Source organism: Fictibacillus aquaticus, from assembly GCF_002245695.1.
GTDB classification, from domain to species: domain Bacteria; phylum Bacillota; class Bacilli; order Bacillales; family Fictibacillaceae; genus Fictibacillus; species Fictibacillus aquaticus.
The window spans coordinates 263,400-283,833 of the sequence record NZ_NOII01000002.1 but is presented as its reverse complement, the minus strand read 5'-3'; the positions used below and the strand labels follow the sequence as shown (position 1 = coordinate 283,833).

21 protein-coding genes and 2 other annotated features are annotated in these 20,434 nt (G+C 43.5%); of the genes, 18 read left to right on the top strand and 3 right to left on the bottom strand.

From position 1 onward, the window contains the following. Positions 1 to 276 precede the first annotated feature (276 nt). Positions 277 to 471, bottom strand: coding sequence for a hypothetical protein (locus tag CGZ90_RS09345; RefSeq protein ID WP_094252141.1), 195 nt, complete (start codon positions 469 to 471; stop codon positions 277 to 279). A gap of 193 nt (positions 472 to 664) precedes the next feature. Next, positions 665 to 892, top strand: a binding site (T-box leader). A 62-nt stretch (positions 893 to 954) separates the two neighbouring features. On the opposite strand from CGZ90_RS09345, the gene CGZ90_RS09340 reads away from it, so the two are divergent. Next, positions 955 to 3,603: a valine--tRNA ligase gene (locus CGZ90_RS09340; RefSeq protein ID WP_094252140.1), complete on the top strand. Its 2,649-nt coding sequence runs from the start codon at positions 955 to 957 to the stop codon at positions 3,601 to 3,603. Between the two features lie 22 nt (positions 3,604 to 3,625). On the opposite strand, the gene CGZ90_RS09335 is transcribed toward CGZ90_RS09340, so the two are convergent. Continuing rightward, positions 3,626 to 4,516, bottom strand: coding sequence for an ATP-grasp domain-containing protein (locus CGZ90_RS09335; protein WP_094252139.1), 891 nt, complete (start codon positions 4,514 to 4,516; stop codon positions 3,626 to 3,628). Next, positions 4,509 to 5,402, bottom strand: coding sequence for an ATP-grasp domain-containing protein (locus CGZ90_RS09330; RefSeq protein ID WP_094252137.1), 894 nt, complete (start codon positions 5,400 to 5,402; stop codon positions 4,509 to 4,511). The genes CGZ90_RS09335 and CGZ90_RS09330 overlap by 8 nt, the downstream gene beginning before the upstream one ends. A gap of 141 nt (positions 5,403 to 5,543) precedes the next feature. Between CGZ90_RS09330 and CGZ90_RS09325 the strand changes: the two genes are divergently transcribed. The 17 genes from CGZ90_RS09325 to CGZ90_RS09245 all read left to right on the top strand — a co-directional run bounded on the left by CGZ90_RS09325 (position 5,544) and on the right by CGZ90_RS09245 (position 20,418). Further along, positions 5,544 to 6,842, top strand: a complete 1,299-nt coding sequence (locus CGZ90_RS09325; RefSeq protein WP_094252135.1) for a bifunctional folylpolyglutamate synthase/dihydrofolate synthase — start codon at positions 5,544 to 5,546, stop codon at positions 6,840 to 6,842. Positions 6,843 to 6,953: 111 nt separating this feature from the next. Further along, on the top strand, positions 6,954 to 8,669 hold the full coding sequence (locus tag CGZ90_RS09320) for a GGDEF domain-containing protein (protein WP_094252133.1): 1,716 nt from the start codon (positions 6,954 to 6,956) through the stop codon (positions 8,667 to 8,669). Between the two features lie 113 nt (positions 8,670 to 8,782). Then, positions 8,783 to 9,787, top strand: coding sequence for a hypothetical protein (locus tag CGZ90_RS09315; RefSeq protein WP_094252131.1), 1,005 nt, complete (start codon positions 8,783 to 8,785; stop codon positions 9,785 to 9,787). 219 nt (positions 9,788 to 10,006) lie between these two features. After that, on the top strand, positions 10,007 to 10,588 hold the full coding sequence (locus tag CGZ90_RS09310; protein WP_094252129.1) for a Maf family protein: 582 nt from the start codon (positions 10,007 to 10,009) through the stop codon (positions 10,586 to 10,588). A 26-nt stretch (positions 10,589 to 10,614) separates the two neighbouring features. Continuing rightward, on the top strand, positions 10,615 to 11,304 hold the full coding sequence (radC, locus tag CGZ90_RS09305; RefSeq protein ID WP_094252127.1) for a RadC family protein: 690 nt from the start codon (positions 10,615 to 10,617) through the stop codon (positions 11,302 to 11,304). A gap of 72 nt (positions 11,305 to 11,376) precedes the next feature. Further along, entirely contained in the window at positions 11,377 to 12,414 is a 1,038-nt protein-coding gene (locus CGZ90_RS09300) for a rod shape-determining protein (protein WP_094252125.1), read from the top strand. Between the two features lie 13 nt (positions 12,415 to 12,427). Then, positions 12,428 to 13,300, top strand: coding sequence for a rod shape-determining protein MreC (gene mreC / locus CGZ90_RS09295; RefSeq protein ID WP_094252123.1), 873 nt, complete (start codon positions 12,428 to 12,430; stop codon positions 13,298 to 13,300). Next, positions 13,297 to 13,812 carry a rod shape-determining protein MreD gene (mreD, locus tag CGZ90_RS09290; protein ID WP_094252121.1) on the top strand — a complete coding sequence of 172 codons (516 nt, stop codon included), beginning with the start codon at positions 13,297 to 13,299 and terminating at the stop codon, positions 13,810 to 13,812. Before mreC ends, mreD begins: the two co-directional genes overlap by 4 nt. A 58-nt stretch (positions 13,813 to 13,870) precedes the next feature. After that, entirely contained in the window at positions 13,871 to 14,560 is a 690-nt protein-coding gene (minC, locus tag CGZ90_RS09285) for a septum site-determining protein MinC (protein ID WP_094252119.1), read from the top strand. Positions 14,561 to 14,563: 3 nt separating this feature from the next. Then, complete coding sequence (minD, locus tag CGZ90_RS09280; RefSeq protein WP_094252117.1) at positions 14,564 to 15,358, top strand: septum site-determining protein MinD; 795 nt, start codon at positions 14,564 to 14,566, stop codon at positions 15,356 to 15,358. A gap of 156 nt (positions 15,359 to 15,514) precedes the next feature. Beyond that, positions 15,515 to 16,243 carry a M23 family metallopeptidase gene (locus CGZ90_RS09275; protein WP_094252115.1) on the top strand — a complete coding sequence of 243 codons (729 nt, stop codon included), beginning with the start codon at positions 15,515 to 15,517 and terminating at the stop codon, positions 16,241 to 16,243. Continuing rightward, positions 16,236 to 17,090 carry a M50 family metallopeptidase gene (locus CGZ90_RS09270; protein WP_094252113.1) on the top strand — a complete coding sequence of 285 codons (855 nt, stop codon included), beginning with the start codon at positions 16,236 to 16,238 and terminating at the stop codon, positions 17,088 to 17,090. The genes CGZ90_RS09275 and CGZ90_RS09270 overlap by 8 nt, the downstream gene beginning before the upstream one ends. A gap of 33 nt (positions 17,091 to 17,123) precedes the next feature. Beyond that, the gene (locus tag CGZ90_RS09265) at positions 17,124 to 18,581 is read left to right on the top strand and encodes an Rne/Rng family ribonuclease (RefSeq protein WP_094252112.1); all 1,458 of its coding nucleotides are present in this window, start codon (positions 17,124 to 17,126) and stop codon (positions 18,579 to 18,581) included. A gap of 53 nt (positions 18,582 to 18,634) precedes the next feature. Further along, positions 18,635 to 18,720: a sequence feature (ribosomal protein L21 leader region), on the top strand. A gap of 12 nt (positions 18,721 to 18,732) precedes the next feature. Beyond that, the gene (gene rplU, locus CGZ90_RS09260) at positions 18,733 to 19,041 is read left to right on the top strand and encodes a 50S ribosomal protein L21 (RefSeq protein ID WP_094252110.1); all 309 of its coding nucleotides are present in this window, start codon (positions 18,733 to 18,735) and stop codon (positions 19,039 to 19,041) included. A 6-nt stretch (positions 19,042 to 19,047) separates the two neighbouring features. Then, positions 19,048 to 19,404, top strand: coding sequence for a ribosomal-processing cysteine protease Prp (locus CGZ90_RS09255; protein ID WP_094252108.1), 357 nt, complete (start codon positions 19,048 to 19,050; stop codon positions 19,402 to 19,404). Beyond that, the gene (gene rpmA / locus CGZ90_RS09250) at positions 19,397 to 19,687 is read left to right on the top strand and encodes a 50S ribosomal protein L27 (protein ID WP_094252107.1); all 291 of its coding nucleotides are present in this window, start codon (positions 19,397 to 19,399) and stop codon (positions 19,685 to 19,687) included. Before CGZ90_RS09255 ends, rpmA begins: the two co-directional genes overlap by 8 nt. Before the next feature lie 200 nt (positions 19,688 to 19,887). Further along, positions 19,888 to 20,418 carry a Spo0B domain-containing protein gene (locus CGZ90_RS09245; RefSeq protein WP_094252105.1) on the top strand — a complete coding sequence of 177 codons (531 nt, stop codon included), beginning with the start codon at positions 19,888 to 19,890 and terminating at the stop codon, positions 20,416 to 20,418. Positions 20,419 to 20,434 lie beyond the last annotated feature (16 nt).

The following is a 20,434-nucleotide window of genomic DNA, read 5'->3' as shown; positions in this document are numbered from 1 at the left end:
TTCGAGGAGTCGGCACCTTACACTCCAATCAACCATATCAATGATGAATTCAGGTTGATCAAACGAAATAATGATTGAAACGGCCAATGTATCTACGAGAGGTTTAAAACACTTCTCACGCTTTAAACGTTGGATTATTAAGAGGTATCACGATGAACTTTCTTAATAAACAAGTCGTTCAATTGCAAAAAGCTTTAGGAAAGTGCTTTTTACAAAGAAGAGACTCGGTGTCTTCAAAAAGATTTCAAAGTCTTTTCGACAGCCGGTGTTTTCTAATCAAAGTACTTCATAAGAAAAGATAATGTGAAAAATCAGCAGGACGAAAAGCAGGAAAAAATCGACGGATGTTGGAAAAAGGATTGTTCTGATCAGTTGAAAGATAAAAAGAGGGATCGTCAGCTGGCCGACCGCTGCTTTTAACGACTGAAACCATCTAGGACTCCTGAAGCGGGCTGTAAAACGGCGTCTCATACTATCACCCTCACCTATTATTAGTTCTAGCCTATAGGCATATGGCCATATGGATTTATTGTAGTGTATGCAAAACGGTTTTTCTGGTGAAAATGACTATACTAATTCTAATAAACAGCATATACTGATCCTCACAACCCTTTTTCTATTGACGGGGCTGTGAATTGCATTATAAAATAATGACATATTTCATATGAACGCTAAGAAGGGGAAGAGTACATTTCCGCACCTTTAAAGAGAGGGAAACACATGGTGAAAGTTTCCTAAGGACTGCGGCATGGAAGGTCGCCCTGGAGCATTTTCTTTGAACAGGTCTAACCTGCTAGAAGAAGACGGGTTCAGCCGTTATCTGTTAAGAGTGCACATTTTTTGATGTGCAAATTAAGGTGGTACCGCGGAAACAGCTTCTTTCGTCCTTTGTGATGAGAGGAGCTTTTTATGTTTAAATGAGCTTTTAAAGAGCTTTTAAAAGGAGGAAGTTGTATGACAACGGAACAGAATGAACTGACAATGCCTACAAAGTATGATCCAAAAGCAACAGAGAGCAGCTGGTATGAATATTGGCTTAAGGGAAAATTTTTTGAAGCGACTGGTGATGAAAAGAAAAAGCCTTACACCGTTGTAATCCCGCCGCCGAACGTAACAGGGAAACTTCACCTCGGGCACGCCTGGGATACGACACTACAAGACATCCTGACAAGAACAAAAAGGATGCAAGGCTATGACGTATTATGGCTTCCAGGGATGGACCATGCTGGTATTGCCACTCAGGCAAAGGTTGAAGGAAAGCTGAAAGAAGAAGGAATTTCCCGCTATGATCTTGGACGCGAAAAGTTTCTTGAGAAATCATGGGAATGGAAAGAAGAGTATGCGGAATTCATCCGCAAGCAATGGTCGAAGCTCGGTCTTGGCCTCGATTATTCAAGAGAGCGTTTCACGCTGGATGAGGGACTTTCTGACGCGGTTAAAGAAGTATTCGTCAAGCTTTATAATAAAGGCTTAATCTACCGCGGGGAATATATCATCAACTGGGATCCGCAGACGAAAACGGCACTTTCCGATATCGAGGTTATCCACCAGGATGTGCAGGGAGCCTTCTATCATATGAAGTATCCTCTAGCTGACGGAAGCGGCCACATTGAAGTGGCAACAACCCGTCCGGAAACGATGCTTGGCGATACAGCGATCGCTGTTCATCCAAAAGATGAGCGCTATCAGCATCTGATTGGCAAAAAAGCAATCCTGCCGATCGTTGGACGCGAGATCGAGATTGTCGGCGATGATTATGTTGACATGGAGTTCGGTTCAGGCGCAGTTAAAATTACACCGGCTCATGACCCGAACGACTTTGAAATTGGAAACCGCCATAATCTTGAGCGTATTCTCGTAATGGATGAAGGCGGAAAGATGAACGATAATGCAGGTGTCTATAAAGGAATGGACCGTTTCGAGTGCCGTAAACAGATCGTCAAAGACCTCCAGGAGCAGGGCGTTCTTTTCAAAATTGAAGAACACATGCATTCTGTCGGACATTCTGAAAGAAGCGGAGCAGTTGTTGAGCCTTATCTTTCAACACAATGGTTCGTTAAGATGAAGCCGTTGGCTGAAGAAGCGATCAAACTTCAGTCATCCGATAATAAAGTCAATTTTGTTCCGGACCGTTTCGAGAAAACGTATATGCGGTGGATTGAAAACATCCGTGACTGGTGCATCTCCCGCCAGCTTTGGTGGGGGCACCGTATTCCTGCCTGGTATCACAAAGAAACAGGCGAGATTTTTGTAGGGCACGAAGCACCTGAATATATCGAAAACTGGGAACAGGATACAGACGTGCTTGATACATGGTTCTCTTCAGCGTTGTGGCCGTTCTCAACAATGGGCTGGCCAGATAAAGAGAGTGCAGACTTTAAGCGCTACTTCCCGACCGATGTACTTGTAACAGGATATGACATCATTTATTTCTGGGTTGCGCGCATGATCTTCCAGTCACTTGAATTCACTGGTAAGCAGCCGTTCAACGATGTGCTGATCCACGGACTGGTGAGGGATTCTGAAGGCCGCAAGATGAGCAAGTCGCTTGGCAACGGTGTCGATCCGATGGATGTTATCGAAAAGTACGGAGCAGATGCTCTCCGCTTCTTCCTCTCAACAGGAAGCTCGCCGGGCAACGACCTCCGCTTCTATTGGGAGAAGGTTGAATCGACTTGGAACTTTGCTAATAAAATCTGGAACGCCTCCCGCTTTGCGCTCATGAACATGAACGGAATGACATACAGCGAGATTGATCTTTCAGGTGGAAAATCCCTTGCTGACAAGTGGATTTTAACAAGACTCAACACGACAGCAGAGGAAGTTACCCGTCTGATCGACGCCTATGAGTTTGGCGAAGTAGGAAGACTGCTTTACAACTTCATCTGGGATGATCTTTGTGACTGGTATATTGAAATGGCTAAGCTTCCTCTTTACGGTGAAGATGAAGCGGCGAAGAAAACGACACGCTCTGTTTTGGCACATGTGCTTGATCAGACGATGAGGCTTCTTCATCCGTTCATGCCGTTCATTACAGAAGAGATCTGGCAGCACCTTCCTCATGAAGGAGAGTCAATCACAGTTGCTTCATGGCCGGTAAAAAGAGAAGATCTCCATTTCCCTGAAGCGGCAAAAGACATGGCGCTCATTACAGAAGTGATCCGTTCTGTGCGAAACATCCGCTCAGAGATGAACGTTGCGCCAAGCAAGCCGATCGAGCTTCAGATCAAGCCGAAGGACGCCGAAGTTCAGAAGGCATTGGAAGCGAACCGCACGTATCTTATGCGTTTCTGCAACCCGAGTGAGCTCGTGATTGACGAAAAAATCACTGCGCCGGAAAAATCTATGAGCTCTGTACTGACAGGGCTTGAGATGTATCTTCCGCTTGAAGGCTTGATCAATATCGATGAAGAGATTCAGCGCCTGGAAAAAGAGCTGGAGAAATACAATAAAGAAGTAGAACGTGTTCAGAAGAAACTGAGCAATGAAGGTTTCGTAAAGAAAGCACCAGAAAAGGTGATTGAAGAAGAACGCGCGAAAGAAAAGGATTATATTGAAAAACAGCAGCTCGTCAAGCAGCGCATCGCTGAACTAAGAGTTTAAAGTTAATAAAAAACCCGGCAGATCAGTGATCTGCCGGGTTTTTAAGTGTGTCGGTGATATGTTCTAAATACAGTCTGACGATGTTGATGTCAGAGCAGGCTGACAAGGTACGGCTGCCCGCCACATCCTCGATCTCGTTAAAAAGGAACTTCCCGTTCTCATCAAACAAAAAATCAATGCCTGCCATTCCGACCGGAAGCAGCGATGCAATGTTTTCAACAAGCGTCTTTTCTTCATCGTTCAGATAGTAAAGTTCGGCCGTTCCGCCAAGTGAAAAATTTGCCCTGAAATCTGACTCTGAACTCCGGAGAACGGCTCCCGCTATTTTTTGTCCTACTATAAATACACGAACATCCTTTCCAGGGGTCCCAGCCAGCCGCTGTGCCACCCAGCTTCTGCTTTCAGATGATGTTACAAGTTCCTGCAGCTCTTCTATGGTATGAACAAGGTGAACATTTTTTCCGCCTCTTCCACCGGATTCTTTTAGTACGAATGGAAAATCAAGAGGAATAAGTTCTTGTTTGCAATGCACTTTATCAATAAAGTATGTTTCTGTCATCGGAATATGATGCTGGGCAAGGAACTGGTGTGTTCTTGCTTTATCATTTGCAATTTCAGAAACAAGTGACGGGTTAAAGACCTTTATATCCATAATTTCCAGGTGATGAGAGAACAAAGAATCGATGCATCTCACTACAGCAAAATCGGGCAAATTCAGCTCTTTCCCGTCATATAACAGGCAATTGCGGCCGTTTTTCACACCGATGATAAATCGTTCCCTCTCCAACAACCTTAAAGAAAGCTTAAGCAATGAAGCTTCTTTTAAAAACCATTCAATATATTCTTTGTTTGTCTGCGCATCTTGTTTTGTATAAATGATCCAGCCTGACGCATTCGTTTTTAACTCAGCCATACATTTTCTCCTTTATATATGAAAGGATATGGTCAGCTACATTTATCCCTGTACAGCTGTAAATACTGCGAATATGCGCGTTTGAGTTCACTTCGCAGACAGTCGGCGAGCCGTCTTCAGTAAAGAGCAGGTCGACTCCTGCAAAATCAGTGCCGGCTGCTCTAGCAGCGGCTGCGGCAAGTTCTGATTCTTCCTTTGTAGGTGCATAGGGCTCCATCGTACCTCCTGCGCTTACGTTCGCGCGGAAATCAGTTAAAGAACGGCGAAGCATGGAAGCGACTGGACGGCAGCCGACGATGTTGACTCTTATATCTCGGCCGCTGCTGGCTTTGATAAATTCCTGTACGATATATTCTTTAGAGCCGAGCTCCTGTATTTTTTCCTGCAGCTCTTCTTTTGTTGAAACAAGGTACACTTGCTGTCCGAACGAACCGTAAGCTTCTTTCAGCACCATCGGAAATCCGATTTCCTTGGTGAACGACTCTAAATGAATATCATCTGTTACATTTCCGAAAATTTTAGGAGAGACTGCGGTTTTCGGAAATGGAATTCCTTCCAGCGCTAGCCTTTCATACATCAATATTTTGTTATCGCATATTTCAATGGCAGAAGAAGAGTTAAAGACACGTATTCCCATTCTTTCAATCTGCCTTGCAAGCAAAATGTCCTTATCAGTAAAAAGCACGAAATCAGGAAGCGGGCTGTTCTGTTTGTTGCCTGCCAAGAAACAGCTGCCGTTTTGGAAAAAAGTCAAGATTTCATTGTTTGCGATAAGTTCGGCGGTGATGCCAGCTTTTCTTGCTGCTTCAGCAAGCCACTGTGCATAGTCTAAAAACTTCTCTGTTTTCAAGTTGCCGTTATAAACGATCCAGCAATTTCGTTTCATTCAAGTGTCTCCTTGTTTGCGGGGTAGAATGCAGGAAAGCTATACTGTTAAAGAAATAGTTTGAGTTAAATACCTTCCATATTCACTATAAACAAGCATAGAGCTGATGAAAAGGATATATAAGAATGGAGCAGGAGAGAAATGAAAAGTTATCAGGAAATGAACGAATTTTTAGGACTTGTAAAAGGAGGCAGGATCAACCCCGGTCTTACTGGTATGGAACGGCTGCTGCAAAAGCTGGGGAATCCTCATGATCACTTAAAGATCATTCATATAGCCGGAACGAATGGAAAAGGATCAACAAGCGCTTTTATTCAGAGCGTCCTTTTACAATCTGTCTATAGTGCAGGCTCGTTTACCTCTCCTTTTTTAAACAGTGTGAATGAACATATTCAATTTAACGGTGAAAGCATCAGCGAGAGTGATTTTCTCAGGGTGCTGAATGATATGAAATCTGTAATGGACGATGAAGATAGGACGCTGACTGAATTCGAAGCTGTCACAGCGGCAGCTTTATATTATTTTGGTGCTGTTGCAAAACCGGATTTCTGTATCATTGAAGCTGGTATGGGCGGGCGATGGGATTCAACGAATGTCGTGAGCCCGATTTTATCTGTCATCACGAATGTAGGGATGGATCATTGCGGTTTTCTTGGAAACACGCTGCAAGAAATCGCAGCAGAAAAAGCGGGTATCATCAAAAGCGGCGTACATGCTGTTGCAGGGTATACGAGTTCGGAAGCTTTAGCTGTCATAAGACAGCAAGCCGAAGCGAAACAAGCGCCACTTTTTACTTGGGGAGATGATTATTCTGCAGTACGAACAAAGGACATTTCTGGCGGGCAAACTTTTACGTACCGATCGCTTTATTCGATAGAAGGACAAAATTACAGTGTGTCGATGCTTGGGAATCATCAGATCCGCAATGCTGCACTGGCATTGATGGTGCTTGAAAACCTGCAGCAACGTTTTCTCTTGAACATCAGCAGCAAAAACAAAGCGGAAGGACTTAAGCTCGCGTTCGTGCCTGGAAGGTTTGAACAGATGTCAGACCATCCGCTTGTATTTATAGACGGTGCTCATAATCCTGAGGGAGCTGCCGCTTTAAAAAACACTTTAAAAGAAAATTTTATTTCGAAAAAAATACATGTTATTTTTGCAGTTCTTGCCGATAAAGAAAAGGAAGAGATGCTGAGTCATCTGTATTCTGCCGCTTCCACACTTACTTTTACTGATTTTGAACATCCGCGGGCAGGCAGCATGAAAGAGATGTATGAAAAATCCTCGTTTCCTTTTAAGCGCTATAAAAAGGATTGGAAAGCAGCAATTGCTGAGTCTGTTGAATCCGCTTCTGAAGACGAAGTTATCATCATAACCGGTTCGCTGTACTTTATTGCCGAAGTCCGAAGATTTTTGAAAGATTTTTCACTTTATAATTGAAATTTTCCGAACTTTTGGTAAAATGAATGAATAATACAATTTACCTATAATTTTACAATTATCATACTTTCGGAGTCCTGCTTTAGAATCAGGGAAGGAGACAAGACATTAATGGAGAAAACGATGCGGTTGTACGTTATAGCAGGATGGCTCGTTTTATATCCGATTGCTATATATATAGCTTATCAATCAAGCGGCTCTCTAGCAAACTTAAGTACCACCAGACTTATCGACATCGTTATTTTTGGCGCTCTGGCTGTCGTGGTCTCAATGTTCCCGATTAAAGTATTGGATTCTAACATCTCTCTTATTCAAGGGATCTCGCTCGCTGTGTTTCTGTCATATGGATTGTTTGTTTCTTTCTTCATCACCCAGCTCTCGGTGATTGCGCTTTTTTTAATCTTAAAGAAATCGCTTATTAAAGAATATTATCGGTATCTGGCGATGACGCTGATGTTCGGGTGGATTACCGTTTCATCCGGCTACGTATTCCAGCTGCTTGGCGGTGACACTGGTCCTTTAGGCAAGGGAGAGGCTTTTCCGCTCCTTCCGACGATTGGGTACATAGTGACTTATTTCATACTGAATCACATATTACTTTATCTTATCTCAAATTATTTATATAAAATGAAGAGCGCGTTTATTGACCGTGACATGTGGTGGGATATTGCATCTGAGATTGTTGTCCTTCCAGTAGGCATCTTGCTATTCATGATGTATTCTCAATATGATCGTTCTGCAATCTTTTATGTCGGCTTCCCATTCCTTTCATTATCGATCATCATCAACCTTTATCACTCCTCTCAGCAGGTGAACGTCCTTCTTCAAAAATCATCTGAAATAGGACAGCAGCTGACAGAGCATTTAAAAGTGAACGATATCCTTGATGTGTTTATTGAAAAGATGATCACGATCATGAAAGCAGATTATGTGTTCATTTTTGATACAGAGAATGGAGAGTATTTTAAAACCATCCGCAAATACGAGAAAGAGCCGGGAATCATACCGTTTATTAGGCTGAAGCGGCATGAAGGGGTGAGCGGCAGAGTATGGTCAACGGGCAGAAGTGTAAGGTATAGTACCGCAAAGCAATGGGGAGAGATATCTAACCGCTACTTCCAGGGAAAAGCTCAATCTATCATGTCGGTTCCTATGATCCGGAACCAGCAAATCGTTGGAATCATCACATTTGCTTCAAAAGACAAATGGGCTTATCAAAAGCATCATCTGATGATCATGGAGATATTAGCTAACTATCTTGCCGTAGCCATCGATAACGCGAAAAATTATGAATCAACAAAGCTCAAGAGCGAGCAATGTCCTCTAACGGGGTTATATAATTATCGTTATTTCGAAAATGTATTAAGCGGTATGTTTCAGCAATATGACTATTTAAGAAGACAGTTTTCTATCATTCTTCTCGATATTGACCATTTTAAGAGAGTGAACGATACATACGGCCACCAAAGCGGCAATGAAGTGCTGTGCCAGCTCGCTGAGAGGCTTGAGAGCACGATTGGAAAGAAAGGTACGGTTGCCCGCTATGGCGGCGAAGAGTTTATCATCCTTCTGCCGGAAACAGGCAGCACGGAATGCTTTGAAATGGCGGAGAGGCTTAGGTTTATTATTTCCAATCAGGCATTCCGGATTAAAAATGATCTGACTGACAAAACAGATACATCGCTTTTCATTACAGCGAGTATTGGAATCGCCACAGCTCCAGACCAAGGTGAAGACGCTCTTACCCTTATCCGAAACGCAGATAGAGCAATGTACACTGGAGCAAAGCAGCAAGGAAGAAACAAGGTAGCCTGCTATTCAGGTTAACTTTTTGGAAGAAGGCTTAGTTAGCCTTCTTCTTTTTTTGCAGAGTTTTACAGTTCTATTAAAAGTCGCCGCTGCATACCATTTACTAGATACTAGAAAAGGAGCGGTGGACTGTGGAAGACAAAAATAGAATCACGATACTGATTAACGGCAAGGAAAGATCGCAGCAGCCAGAACAAACCGTTGTACTTGTGGAAGAGCAAAATGGACGAGCAGAGGCCGCTGCTGCTTTGGCTGATTATCATAGTGTGAGAGCATCTTTTGCAGCGAAAGTGAAGGCACTTGCAAAACGGAAGAACAGGACATATGGGCTGCTTAAGAGACCGCAGCAGCCTATATGGAGAGGCAACATGTTCTGGAGGAAGAAGATTGCTGTTTCAATTGCTGGAGCAGTTGTGACCGGACTGCTTTTTGGAGCAATCGTCTTAATGGTTTTCTCTTCACCTGCTGCAGAATCGGAAGCAAAAGAGATACCTGCTGCAGCAGCAGATAATCAAAACAAACAGCATGTTCAGCTGTCTGATATATCTCTATCTTTTTCTATCGTACAATCAGGTGTTTTTACCTCTAAAGAGCGGGCCGAGAAAAGAGCAAAAGAAATAAAGAGCAGCATCGGCGCAGCGGCGGTTGTCAAAATAGAAGATGAAAAGTATGCCATCATCAGCGGAATCGGCAACGAAAAGCACCAAACGTCATCACTCGTTTCTTCTTATGAAGAACAAGGCATTGATGTATGGGAAAAGAAACAGGAATTCACATTTAAAAATCTATACACAGCCGACAAACTCGATGAACCATATTTCGTGAATGGGAAAACGCTTTTGCAAAATGTGATCACTTTGTCGTATCTGCCAGCTGGGGATAACCGGTCCAAAGCAGTAGCCTCCACGCTGCGGGATTATGAAAAATGGAAGACGTTTGGGAGTCAGCAGAGTAAAAATTGGAGTACCGGAGTAAAAAAACAATCGTCTGCTTATGAGAAGAACATGTCAAACCTGCTTGAGATGATCAAGCAGGAAAAAGATAAGAAAGACATTCAGCCTCGATTTCAGCAGGAAGCACTCGATGCGCTGCAAAATTATGAACAGCTTATGAAAGCCATGCAAAAAGGAGCATAATTGCTCCTTTTTCGCATTTTAGCAAAAAATGAGGATGATATTCTCTGTTTTTGAGTATTTTTTTAGGGGAAATCGTCATAAAAGAGCAAGGTTTGCCGAAAGATTAAAAGAAACAATTGTTTATTATGTATAGGTTTGTCTAATGAAACTGGTTCTGCTATGCTGAAGTCAGCCTTCAACATTAGACAGGACCCTAATCCTGCATTGAAGGGTGATGCAATGAAACGCCTCATTTTAGCCTCTTCTTCACCTCGAAGAAAAGAACTTCTGTCTTATGCACTTCTCCTATTTGATGTCTGTCCCAGCAAGATCGAAGAAGTGATGGATCCGGGATTATCGGCCGAAGAACTGGTCTGCTCGCTTGCAGAACAAAAGGCGAGAGATATTTTCTCTCAGCATCCTGATGCTGTCATTGCTGGTTCAGATACGATTGTAGTACTCGATGGAAAACCTTTAGGAAAACCGAAGGACAAGCAAGAAGCACGCGATATGCTGCAGATGCTTTCTGGGAGGACTCACGAGGTATATACGGGTGTCTGTCTGATAGATAGTGACCGGTCCAGCGTTTTTGCGGAAAAGACGGAAGTCCGTTTCTGGCCGCTGACAGCAGAAGAAATCGAATGGTACATATCAACCAAAGAACCATTTGATAAGGCTGGTGCTTATGGCATCCAAGGCAAGGGTGCTGTATTTGTTCATTCCATTACAGGAGATTACTATAATGTGATGGGGCTTCCTATTTCGAGGGTAGTAAGAGAATTAGAGGGCTTCGGCATCTTTCGCCATCTCGGTCAGTCATAAAACCGCAGATACAGGAGGAAGATGAAATGGTAAATGCTCCCGCTTTGATTAAAGATTATCCCGTACAAGAGAGGCCTCGTGAACGTCTCGTTGCTGAAGGCCCGGAAAGTCTCGCCAATCATGAACTGATCGCTATCTTGCTTCGTACAGGCACGAAGAAGATGTCGGCACTTCAGCTTTCTCACCATATTATCCAGCAGTTTGAAGGACTTCGTTATTTGAAGGATGCAACTATTGGAGAGCTCACTCAGATTAACGGCATCGGCACTGCGAAAGCGGTAGAACTTCTCGCAGCAGTCGAGATCGGAAAACGAGTAAGCAGGCTTCAGTTTGAAGAACGGTATGCGGTGAGGTCGCCGGAGGACGGCGCGAAGTACATGATGGATGATCTTCGTTTTTTGCAGCAGGAGCACTTTGTCTGTCTGTACCTGAATACGAAGAACCAGATTCTTTATAAGAAAACAGTCTTTATCGGAAGCCTCAACACCTCCATCGTTCATCCGCGGGAAGTGTTCAAGGAAGGCTTTAAGAGATCTGCCGCTTCCATCATCTGCTTCCACAATCATCCGAGTGGAGATCCGACGCCCAGCAAGGAAGATATAGACGTGACGAAACGTCTGGTAGAATGCGGAAAGCTGCTTGGTATTGATGTGCTTGACCATATTATTATCGGTGACAAAAAATACGTTTCGCTTAAGGAAAAAGGATATGTTTAACATTGTCTTTTTCGCTTTTGTTAGCGTATAATCTAATCTATGAGTTTTGCTCGATGAAAGGAGTTTACATATATGTTTGGTGGATTTTCAAGAGATTTAGGAATTGATTTAGGAACTGCAAACACACTTGTTTACGTGAAGGGCAAGGGTGTTGTTGTGCGTGAACCTTCCGTTGTAGCGCTGCGAACGGATACAGGATCTATCGAGGCAGTAGGAAACGCTGCAAAAAACATGATCGGCCGTACGCCAGGTAACATCGTGGCAGTCCGCCCGATGAAGGACGGAGTCATCGCAGACTTCGAAACAACAGCAACGATGATGAAATATTTCATTCAGCAGGCACAGAAGAACCGTTCTGTTTTTGCCCGCAAACCGAATGTGATGGTATGTGTTCCTTCTGGTATAACAGCGGTTGAAAAACGTGCAGTTGAAGATGCGACAAAGCAGGCAGGTGCTCGTGAAGCATATACAATCGAAGAACCTTTTGCAGCGGCAATCGGTGCAGACCTTCCGGTTTGGGAGCCGACAGGAAGCATGGTTGTTGATATTGGCGGAGGAACGACTGAGGTCGCTATCATCTCATTAGGCGGAATCGTAACGAGCCAGTCGATTCGAATCGCAGGAGATGAGATGGATGATGCTATCATTCAGTACATTAAGAAAACATATAACCTGATGATCGGTGAACGTACTTCAGAGACACTGAAGCTTGAAATCGGTTCTGCAGGTTCTCCTGAAGAAATCGAAGATATGGACATCCGCGGACGCGATCTGTTAACTGGTCTTCCTAAAACGATCACAATTACAGCTGATGAAGTAGCCGGCGCCCTGCGCGATACGGTAAACAGCATCATGGACGCAGTAAAAGTTACGCTTGAAAAAACACCGCCGGAACTTGCTGCAGATATTATGGACCGCGGTATTGTTTTGACTGGCGGAGGCGCACTGCTGCGCAACTTGGATAAAGTGATCAGTGAAGAAACAAAGATGCCAGTTATCGTGGCTGAGAACGCCCTTGACTGTGTAGCTGTCGGTACTGGACGTGCATTAGAAAATCTGCATCTTTTCCGTTCAAAAGCTGGAATTACTTCACGTTCTAAATCCAAGTAAGAAGGTGTAACTAATGCCTCAATTCTTTTCCAACAAACGGCTGATTATATTACTGGCGAGTATCATTGTTCTCGTTGCCATGATTGGCTTTTCAATGAAGCAGCGCGAAGAATTATCCTGGCCGGAACAGTTTTTGAAAGATACCGTCGGTTGGACTCAATCAGTCTTTTATAAACCCGCTAATTATATAGCGGGTTTCTTTGAGAATGTCAGTGAAATGAAACAGATCTATCATGAAAATAAGCTATTAAAAGCAAGACTCGATGAGTATGCTCAGCTTTCAGCGGATTATCAGGAGCTGAAAGACACGAATGACACCTTGAAAGCCCAATTGGACAAACAAGAAGACTTGACGGACTACAAGATCAGAGAAGCTTCTGTGATCGGCAGGTCTCCAGACAGCTGGAACCAGTTTGTTTTCATCAATAAAGGCTCAAAGGACGGGATCGAGCCGAAGATGGCAGTTATTTCTCCTCAAGGATTCATTGGCAAGATTAGCAAAGTATCACCCTTCCATTCTACTGTCCAGCTGATCAGCGACAATGACAGAACGAACCGTTTTTCTGCTATCGTACAGGGGAACGATCGTATTTTTGGAACGATTGAAGGATATGATTCGAAAAAGCAGAAGCTGATGTTTAAGAAGATCCCGATGGACGCTAAAATTAAAAAGGGACAGCAGGTCATTACTTCGGGCCTCGGCGAGGTGTTTCCGCGCGGCTTGCTGATCGGTGAAATAACAGAGGTTGAACCTGATGAGGTCGGACTTACACAAACCGCTTATCTTAAGCCTTCTGCTAATCTATTTGACCTTGATCATTTAATGGTCCTTGAACGGAAAATGGAAACACTTGATGAAGATGAATTTACAAAGGAGGAAGAATGATGAACCGTATTCTTCTTCCTTTTCTTGCCTATGTTGCTTTTGTAGCAGAGAGTACAATCATGCAGGTCATGCTGCCTGAATATAACGGAGAAGGCTGGCTCATGGTGCCAAGATTCACTTTAGTAATCATCCTCTTTATCTCGATGTACCTTAAGCCTCAGGTTGGAATCGCTTATGCACTTGTGTTCGGCCTTCTTACTGATCTGCTGTATACTGATATTATCGGTGTGTATATGTTCTCTATGGCCTTGACTGCCTATTTGACTTCAGTATTTTCCCGATTAGTTTTCGGGAACGTCTTTGTGGCTTTCTTTTTATCATTGATCGGAGTGACATGCCTTGAAACCCTTGTGTTCGGCCTGAACTCATTGGTCGGAGTAGCGGATATGGCATGGGGTATCTACCTTTATGACAGACTGCTTCCTACACTCCTGTTAAACGGAGTATTTACGCTGGCAATCTATTATTTTATTGATAAGCACCTGCAAAAAATCAAGGATAGGTTGAACTAATTTAAAAGGATTTTTCTTCTCTCTGTCGAATCCTTGTATCTTGAGGTGAATTATGGGAATGGCACAGAAAATGCATCATTATGTAACGATAAAAGGTACAAAAAACGGCCTCGTTCTGATTCTTGATGATACATGTTCGTTTCAGCAGATGCTAGATGAACTCTATGACAAACTGACGGCAGACAGCGGTCAATTTCTTGACGGTCCTGCAGTCTCGGTAAGAGTACAGGCGGGGAACCGTTTTTTAACGGATGATCAGGAGAAAAAAATCATCAGCGTGCTTCAAAATAAAAAAAACCTTCTTCTAGAACGGATTGAATCCAACGTCATTTCCCGTGCAGAAGCAGAAGAAATGCAAAAAGAAAAAGAAGTTACGACTGTATCGAAAATTATCAGGTCAGGACAGGTTCTTGAAGTTCAGGGGGATCTCCTTCTTATTGGAGACGTGAATCCTGGCGGAACGGTCATGGCTTCAGGTAATATATTTGTTATGGGGGCAATCAAAGGCATCGCGCACGCAGGCTGCAAGGGAAACAGTGAAGCCGTGATTGCATCATCTGTAATGAAACCTTCACAGCTGCGCATCGCAGATATGATTAACAGGTCTCCTGACCACTATCCGGCAGGAGGGCATGAAATGGAATTTGCTTACATATCTCATGATGAGAACCAGATCAGAATTGACCGCATCAGTAATGTATACAGAATCAGGCCAGGCTTAAACAGCTTGCTGCAGAAAGGGGAATAATGCATGGGAGAAGCTATTGTAATTACTTCGGGTAAAGGCGGAGTCGGTAAAACGACAACGTCTGCAAATATTGGAACTGCTCTGGCTCTGTCCGGGAAAAAGGTCTGTCTCGTCGATACTGATATCGGGCTTCGCAATCTCGATGTTCTGATGGGTCTTGAAAATAGAATTATTTACGATCTGGTAGATGTAGTGGAAGAGCGCTGCAAGCTGAACCAGGCGCTTATTAAAGACAAGCGCTTTGAATGTCTGTTTTTGCTGCCTGCTGCTCAGACGAAAGATAAAAGTTCAGTACAGCCTCACCAGATGAAAAAAATTATTCAGGAACTGAAGCAGGATTATGATTATGTTATCATCGACTGTCCTGCGGGAATAGAGCAAGGATTCAAAAATGCGGTGGCCGGAGCAGATAAATCTATCGTAGTTACGAATCCAGAAAAATCATCAGTTCGTGACGCGGACCGTATCATAGGACTGCTCGAGCAGGAGGAAATGGAGCCTCCTAAACTGATTGTCAACAGGCTGAGAAATCATCTAGCGAAAAGCGGGGATATGCTTGAAATCGACGAGATCGTTGCCGTGCTTTCTATTGAACTTCTTGGCGTTGTTATAGACGACGAGAGCGTGATAAAAGCAGCCAACAAGGGAGAGCCAGTAGCCCTGCATCCTGACTCGAAAGCTTCAATCGCATACCGCAACATCGCACGCAGAATACTTGGTGAATCCGTGCCGCTTCTTTCACTTGATGAAGAAAAAGGATTTTTTACTAAAATTAAAACACTTCTCGGAATGAGATAATAAGAACAGCGCCAATATGGCGCTGTTTTTTATTTTCACCAACTTTTTATAATTAATGAGGTTTATCTAATGCTGAATGAATGCCATCGAGCCGGTCATATCCTCCGCGGACAAGTCATAGAATGACATATAACGAGTATGAGCGGGGGTTGAGAGATGAGGAATCGAGCGGATGAGATACGCAAAAGGCATGAAGCTCGCATGAAAGCAGGGGGCGGGAATAATAAACCTGACAGAGCACCGGTAATTGCAGGCGGAGGACATCCTTTATTTAAAGGTCATTTGTTTTTAATGCAGGTGATGGGTGCAGTCTGTTTGTTCCTTCTTGCTGGAATTCTATTCAAACATGATAGTGCGGCAGCTTTGAAAGGCCAATCTTATATTAAAGAAGCGTTCAGTGAGGAATTTCAGTTTGCTGCAGTAAAAGGTTGGTACGAAAAGCAGTTCGGAAAGCCTCTCGCTCTACTCCCTGGCGGTTTAGAGGAGAATTCTGGAAAAAAAGAGACCGCTTCTCAAAAGCCATATGCGATACCGGCTGCTGGCGGGAAGGTTTATCAGTCATTCAATAAAAACGGAGAGGGAGTTGTGGTTTCAACCGGAGAGAGGCAGACAGTGGAAACCGCCAATGAGGGCTACGTCATTTATGCAGGAAAGAAAGATAAAACAGGATATACCGTGATCATCCAGCATGAAAACGAAGAAGAATCATGGTATGGAATGCTTGAAGAAATTGATGATTCGATTAAATTATACGATTACATCAAACAAGGTACGGTGCTCGGCCGTGTCTCGCAAAGTGAAGACGAAAAGAGCGGCAGATTTTACTTTGCTCTTAAGAAAGGTGATGAATTTATTGATCCGAGTAAGGTGATTCCTTTTGATTAAACTATTTTTACACTTTTTTTATAAATTAAAAATCAGTCCGCTGCTCTGGCTTTTAGCAGCAGGGGCGATTATTACAGGACATTTCAGGGAAATTCTTATTTGGTATGTTGTCGTCCTGGTGCATGAGATGGGTCATTTTGCCGGGGCTCATCTTTTTAAATGGAGAATACAAAAAATCGAGCTCATGCCGTTCGGCGGGGTAATGGCGGTTGATGAAATTTCCGCTAAGCCGCTGCGGGAAGAAGCCGTAGTGACCATACTAGGTCCTCTTCAGCATATATGGATGATAGGGCTATCCTATTTTTTGGCTGAAATATCGGTATTGGATCAATCGTCGCATCAATGGTTTGTTTATGTGAATCTTGCCGTTTTTACCTTCAATCTTCTGCCGGTCTGGCCGCTGGATGGCGGCAGGCTCCTGTTTTTATTTTTTGCTAGCATCCTTCCTTTCCATAAGGCGCAAAATCTTTTTCTTTTATTTTCATTCATCTTTTTTATGGTACTTTTTCTATTTTATATCCTGAATTTTGAATTTCATCTAAACTTATGGCTGATCGCTATATTCATGCTTACAACTCATTATATTGAATGGAAGCGGAGGAAGTATGTATTTATGCGCTTCCTGTTGAACCGCTATCATCACCCGCGAAGCTGCAAAAAAAAGGTGAGGGTCCTCGTTCATGGAAGCACCGAAGTCGCCGCCGTCCTTAACTTATTTTATAAATCGTGCAATCATGAAATTGTTGTGAAAGACATGGCTCCTCTTCAGCTGAAAGAACACGATTTGCTGCACGCATTCTTCCATAAAGGGCAGATGAGATGTGCATTACGGGAGATTTTCCGCTAAAATAACTATAAATCGAGCAGGCGGAGGACTTACATGCATCACATTTTAATTGAAGCACGCGGAATTGAAAAAAGAATAGCACTTTTAAAGAATAAAGTATTGCTTGAATGCCATATTTTCAGACCAGATAACCACCCCAAGTCCGGACAAGTTTATAAAGGAAGGGTGCAAAAGGTGCTTCCAGGCATGCAGGCGGCTTTTATTGATATAGGTATGGAGAAAAACGGATTTATTCACCGTGACGAAATCCCTGCATTTCAGGAAATGTCTAAAGAAAAACAAAAGAACTCTTCTGTTTCACATCTGGTGCGCCAAGGAGAAGAAATTATTGTCCAGGTCATTAAAGAAGAGAACAGCGAGAAAGGCGCTCGTCTAACCGGCATTCTTTCTTATTCCGGACAGAACCTTGTTTATTTTCCGACCGGTTCTTATATTGGAGTTTCAAAAAAAATGAGTGAGACTGAGCGAGAGGATTGGAGAGAATGGGGAGAATCGGCAAAACATGGATCGGAAGGCATGGTTTTACGGACTTCCTGTGCAGCAGCAGGTAAAGAGGCTGTCCTCGATGAATTGAATGAACTGCGGCAAAGACATCAAGAGCTGCTGAACGCTGCCGGCCAGAAAAAGACGCCTTCTCTTATTAAGGATGAACCCTTTTATGTTCCTCTGCTGAAAAAATGGAGCTCCATAGAAAGCGAGATAACGGTTGATGACACGGCTATTTTAAAACAGATAAAGGAACTCCATACAGGGAGTGTTAACCTTCATCGCGGGCATGAAATGCTGTTTGAGCACTGGAATATTGAAACCGAACTTGTAAATGCCGGAAACCCGCAGGTGCATTTGAAAAATGGAGCTTCGCTCGTGTTCGATCATACAGAAGCGCTAACCGTCATAGATGTGAACTCAGCCAAATTTACAGGGAAATCTGACCGTCAAAAAACCGTGCTGCATGTAAACTTAGCAGCTGCTGAAGAGATTGCCAGGCAGCTGAGGTTAAGGGGCATCGGAGGAATGATCGTCATCGATTTTATCACCATGACCTCTAAGGAAGATCAGTTAAAGGTAACAGAACGGATGAAAGCGCTGATGAAGGAAGATCCGGTCACAACGAACCTTCACGGATTTTCTGCGATGGGTGTATTTGAGATGACGCGGAAAAAGGAAAGACCGCCGCTGAGGCAGTTTCTGCCGGTTCAAAAATCGGAGAATACGGATGAAAGAGAGCGTCAGCATAATGAAGCACTATTTTTTCAGCTTGACCGAAATATACGTTCGCTTCAGTTTGATGAAAGTGAAGCGATTTGGTTTGAACTCCCCTCAAGCCTCCTTGCTTTAGGTAAGGAGGCTGTGTATAAGCTGATTATCAATCAGTGGCTTGAGGAGATGCCATTTAAACTTTACCTGACAGAGCGTGTTGGCGCGGCTTCATTTTCATTGCGCCATAAAGGAACGATCGCAGAAATTGAAAAGCGAATTTCTAATGAATAAGGTTGACTCAAAGGAAGGCGCTATGGTATGATTTTTCCGTTAGTGTTTTGGGGCACCCGCTCCAACCGCACATGACACAGGTTCTGGAAGATTCTCTTTCTTGAAGAGGACACCTGCGATGGCGAGTCTGAGTATAAGAGGAGGTGCAAGTATGTACGCAATCATTCAAACAGGTGGAAAGCAAGTCCGTGTTGAAGAAGGACAAGTAATCTACATTGAAAAGCTTGATGTTGAAGCTGGTGAAACTGTAACTTTTGAAGATGTTCTAATGGTAGGCGGTGACAGCCTTAAGGTTGGTGCTCCACTAGTAGAAGGTGCTTCTGTAACAGGAACAGTTGAAAAGCATGGCCGCGGAGAGAAAATCGTCGTTTACAAGTTTAAAGCGAAGAAAAACTACCGTCGTAAGCAAGGTCATCGTCAGCCATACACAAAAGTTGTAATTGGAAAAATCAACGGTTAATTCCGTATGATTACAGTGCGAATTTACCGGAACAAAGCAGATGAGATTACCTCGTTTGTGATGACCGGCCACGCTGATTATGCGCCTCATGGACAAGATCTTGTCTGTGCAGCTGCTTCGGCAGTCTCGATTGGAACGATTAATGCGATTGAGAAACTTTGCCACATCACTCCCGATGTTTCGATGCGTGATGAAGGCGGGTATCTTACGCTTAACGTTACACGTGATGGCTTGGAACCGGATACTTACAGCAGTATTCAATTGCTTTTGGAAGGCATGATCGTCTCGCTTGAATCCATTCAAGAGGGATACGGAGAATACATCACCATTCTTAAAAATGAAGGAGGTGCAACGAATGATTAAATTAAACCTTCAATACTTTGCATCCAAAAAGGGTGTAGGTAGCACAAAGAACGGACGTGACTCACAGTCTAAGCGTCTTGGCGCTAAGCGTGCGGACGGACAGTTCGTTTCAGGAGGATCAATCCTTTACCGTCAGCGCGGTACAAAGATTTATCCAGGTCTAAACGTTGGTAAAGGCGGAGACGACACATTGTTCGCGAAAGTGGACGGCGTTGTGAAGTTCGAGCGTTACGGACGTGACCGTAAAAAAGTAAGTGTATACCCAGTCGCACAAGAAGCGTAAGAGGGATAAGAAGCTCTAACCACTGATGGGTTAGAGCTTTTTTATATGAGGAAGCAAGGAAGAAACAACATGGGGTGGATCAACTTTGGGGTCCGGCACCATCTTGAGGAAATACAGCGTCAGCGGCTGTCAGCCGCGAATCGTACCGGACCCCTGACTATATAAGCTAGATAGCCAAAACTTGTACGGGGAGTGCGATTATGGCAGATAAGTGGACACCAGTAGAACTGCTTCGTCATGCTAGGCATGACTGGCTGAATCAGGTTCAATTGATCAAAGCAAACCTGTCAATGAACCGTCCTGAACGTGTAAAAGAAATCATTGAAGAAATCATTGAAGCATCCAGGGAGGAAGCGCGCCTTTCCAACCTGAAAATGCCGAAATTTGCTGAGTTCCTGCTTCTGTTTAACTGGAATAATAACGCACTGAGGATTAAATATTCAGTAGAAAGTGAGCAGGCAGACCTTTCAGAGAAGGATGATATTCTGTTTCATGCCGCTTCATATATTGCTGAAGCAATCGTTCCTCATCTTTCAGGATTTGATGAACCGGTGCTGACCATTTCGCTTGATCCAGAAGCCATGCAGACAGAGTTTATTTTTCATGGCGGACTATCCGGGCACGATGCTTTAAGTGACAAAGTAAAGAGCTATTTTCTTGCACATAAAAGCTTAAAGGTTATCGAAACCTATACAAAGGAAAAAGAATTTTATACGTGTATTTCGTTTTAATATGTTAAACATAAAT

What these genes read in the sequence shown, in the direction of transcription:
- CGZ90_RS09345 (WP_094252141.1), bottom strand. Translation starts at nt 471, where the DNA reads ATGAGACGCCGTTTTACAGCCCGCTTCAGGAGTCCTAGATGGTTTCAG.
- CGZ90_RS09340 (WP_094252140.1), top strand. Translation starts at nt 955, where the DNA reads ATGACAACGGAACAGAATGAACTGACAATGCCTACAAAGTATGATCCA.
- CGZ90_RS09335 (WP_094252139.1), bottom strand. Translation starts at nt 4,516, where the DNA reads ATGGCTGAGTTAAAAACGAATGCGTCAGGCTGGATCATTTATACAAAA.
- CGZ90_RS09330 (WP_094252137.1), bottom strand. Translation starts at nt 5,402, where the DNA reads ATGAAACGAAATTGCTGGATCGTTTATAACGGCAACTTGAAAACAGAG.
- CGZ90_RS09325 (WP_094252135.1), top strand. Translation starts at nt 5,544, where the DNA reads ATGAAAAGTTATCAGGAAATGAACGAATTTTTAGGACTTGTAAAAGGA.
- CGZ90_RS09320 (WP_094252133.1), top strand. Translation starts at nt 6,954, where the DNA reads ATGGAGAAAACGATGCGGTTGTACGTTATAGCAGGATGGCTCGTTTTA.
- CGZ90_RS09310 (WP_094252129.1), top strand. Translation starts at nt 10,007, where the DNA reads ATGAAACGCCTCATTTTAGCCTCTTCTTCACCTCGAAGAAAAGAACTT.
- radC (WP_094252127.1), top strand. Translation starts at nt 10,615, where the DNA reads ATGGTAAATGCTCCCGCTTTGATTAAAGATTATCCCGTACAAGAGAGG.
- CGZ90_RS09300 (WP_094252125.1), top strand. Translation starts at nt 11,377, where the DNA reads ATGTTTGGTGGATTTTCAAGAGATTTAGGAATTGATTTAGGAACTGCA.
- mreC (WP_094252123.1), top strand. Translation starts at nt 12,428, where the DNA reads ATGCCTCAATTCTTTTCCAACAAACGGCTGATTATATTACTGGCGAGT.
- mreD (WP_094252121.1), top strand. Translation starts at nt 13,297, where the DNA reads ATGATGAACCGTATTCTTCTTCCTTTTCTTGCCTATGTTGCTTTTGTA.
- minC (WP_094252119.1), top strand. Translation starts at nt 13,871, where the DNA reads ATGGCACAGAAAATGCATCATTATGTAACGATAAAAGGTACAAAAAAC.
- minD (WP_094252117.1), top strand. Translation starts at nt 14,564, where the DNA reads ATGGGAGAAGCTATTGTAATTACTTCGGGTAAAGGCGGAGTCGGTAAA.
- CGZ90_RS09275 (WP_094252115.1), top strand. Translation starts at nt 15,515, where the DNA reads ATGAGGAATCGAGCGGATGAGATACGCAAAAGGCATGAAGCTCGCATG.
- CGZ90_RS09265 (WP_094252112.1), top strand. Translation starts at nt 17,124, where the DNA reads ATGCATCACATTTTAATTGAAGCACGCGGAATTGAAAAAAGAATAGCA.
- rplU (WP_094252110.1), top strand. Translation starts at nt 18,733, where the DNA reads ATGTACGCAATCATTCAAACAGGTGGAAAGCAAGTCCGTGTTGAAGAA.
- CGZ90_RS09255 (WP_094252108.1), top strand. Translation starts at nt 19,048, where the DNA reads ATGATTACAGTGCGAATTTACCGGAACAAAGCAGATGAGATTACCTCG.
- rpmA (WP_094252107.1), top strand. Translation starts at nt 19,397, where the DNA reads ATGATTAAATTAAACCTTCAATACTTTGCATCCAAAAAGGGTGTAGGT.
- CGZ90_RS09245 (WP_094252105.1), top strand. Translation starts at nt 19,888, where the DNA reads ATGGCAGATAAGTGGACACCAGTAGAACTGCTTCGTCATGCTAGGCAT.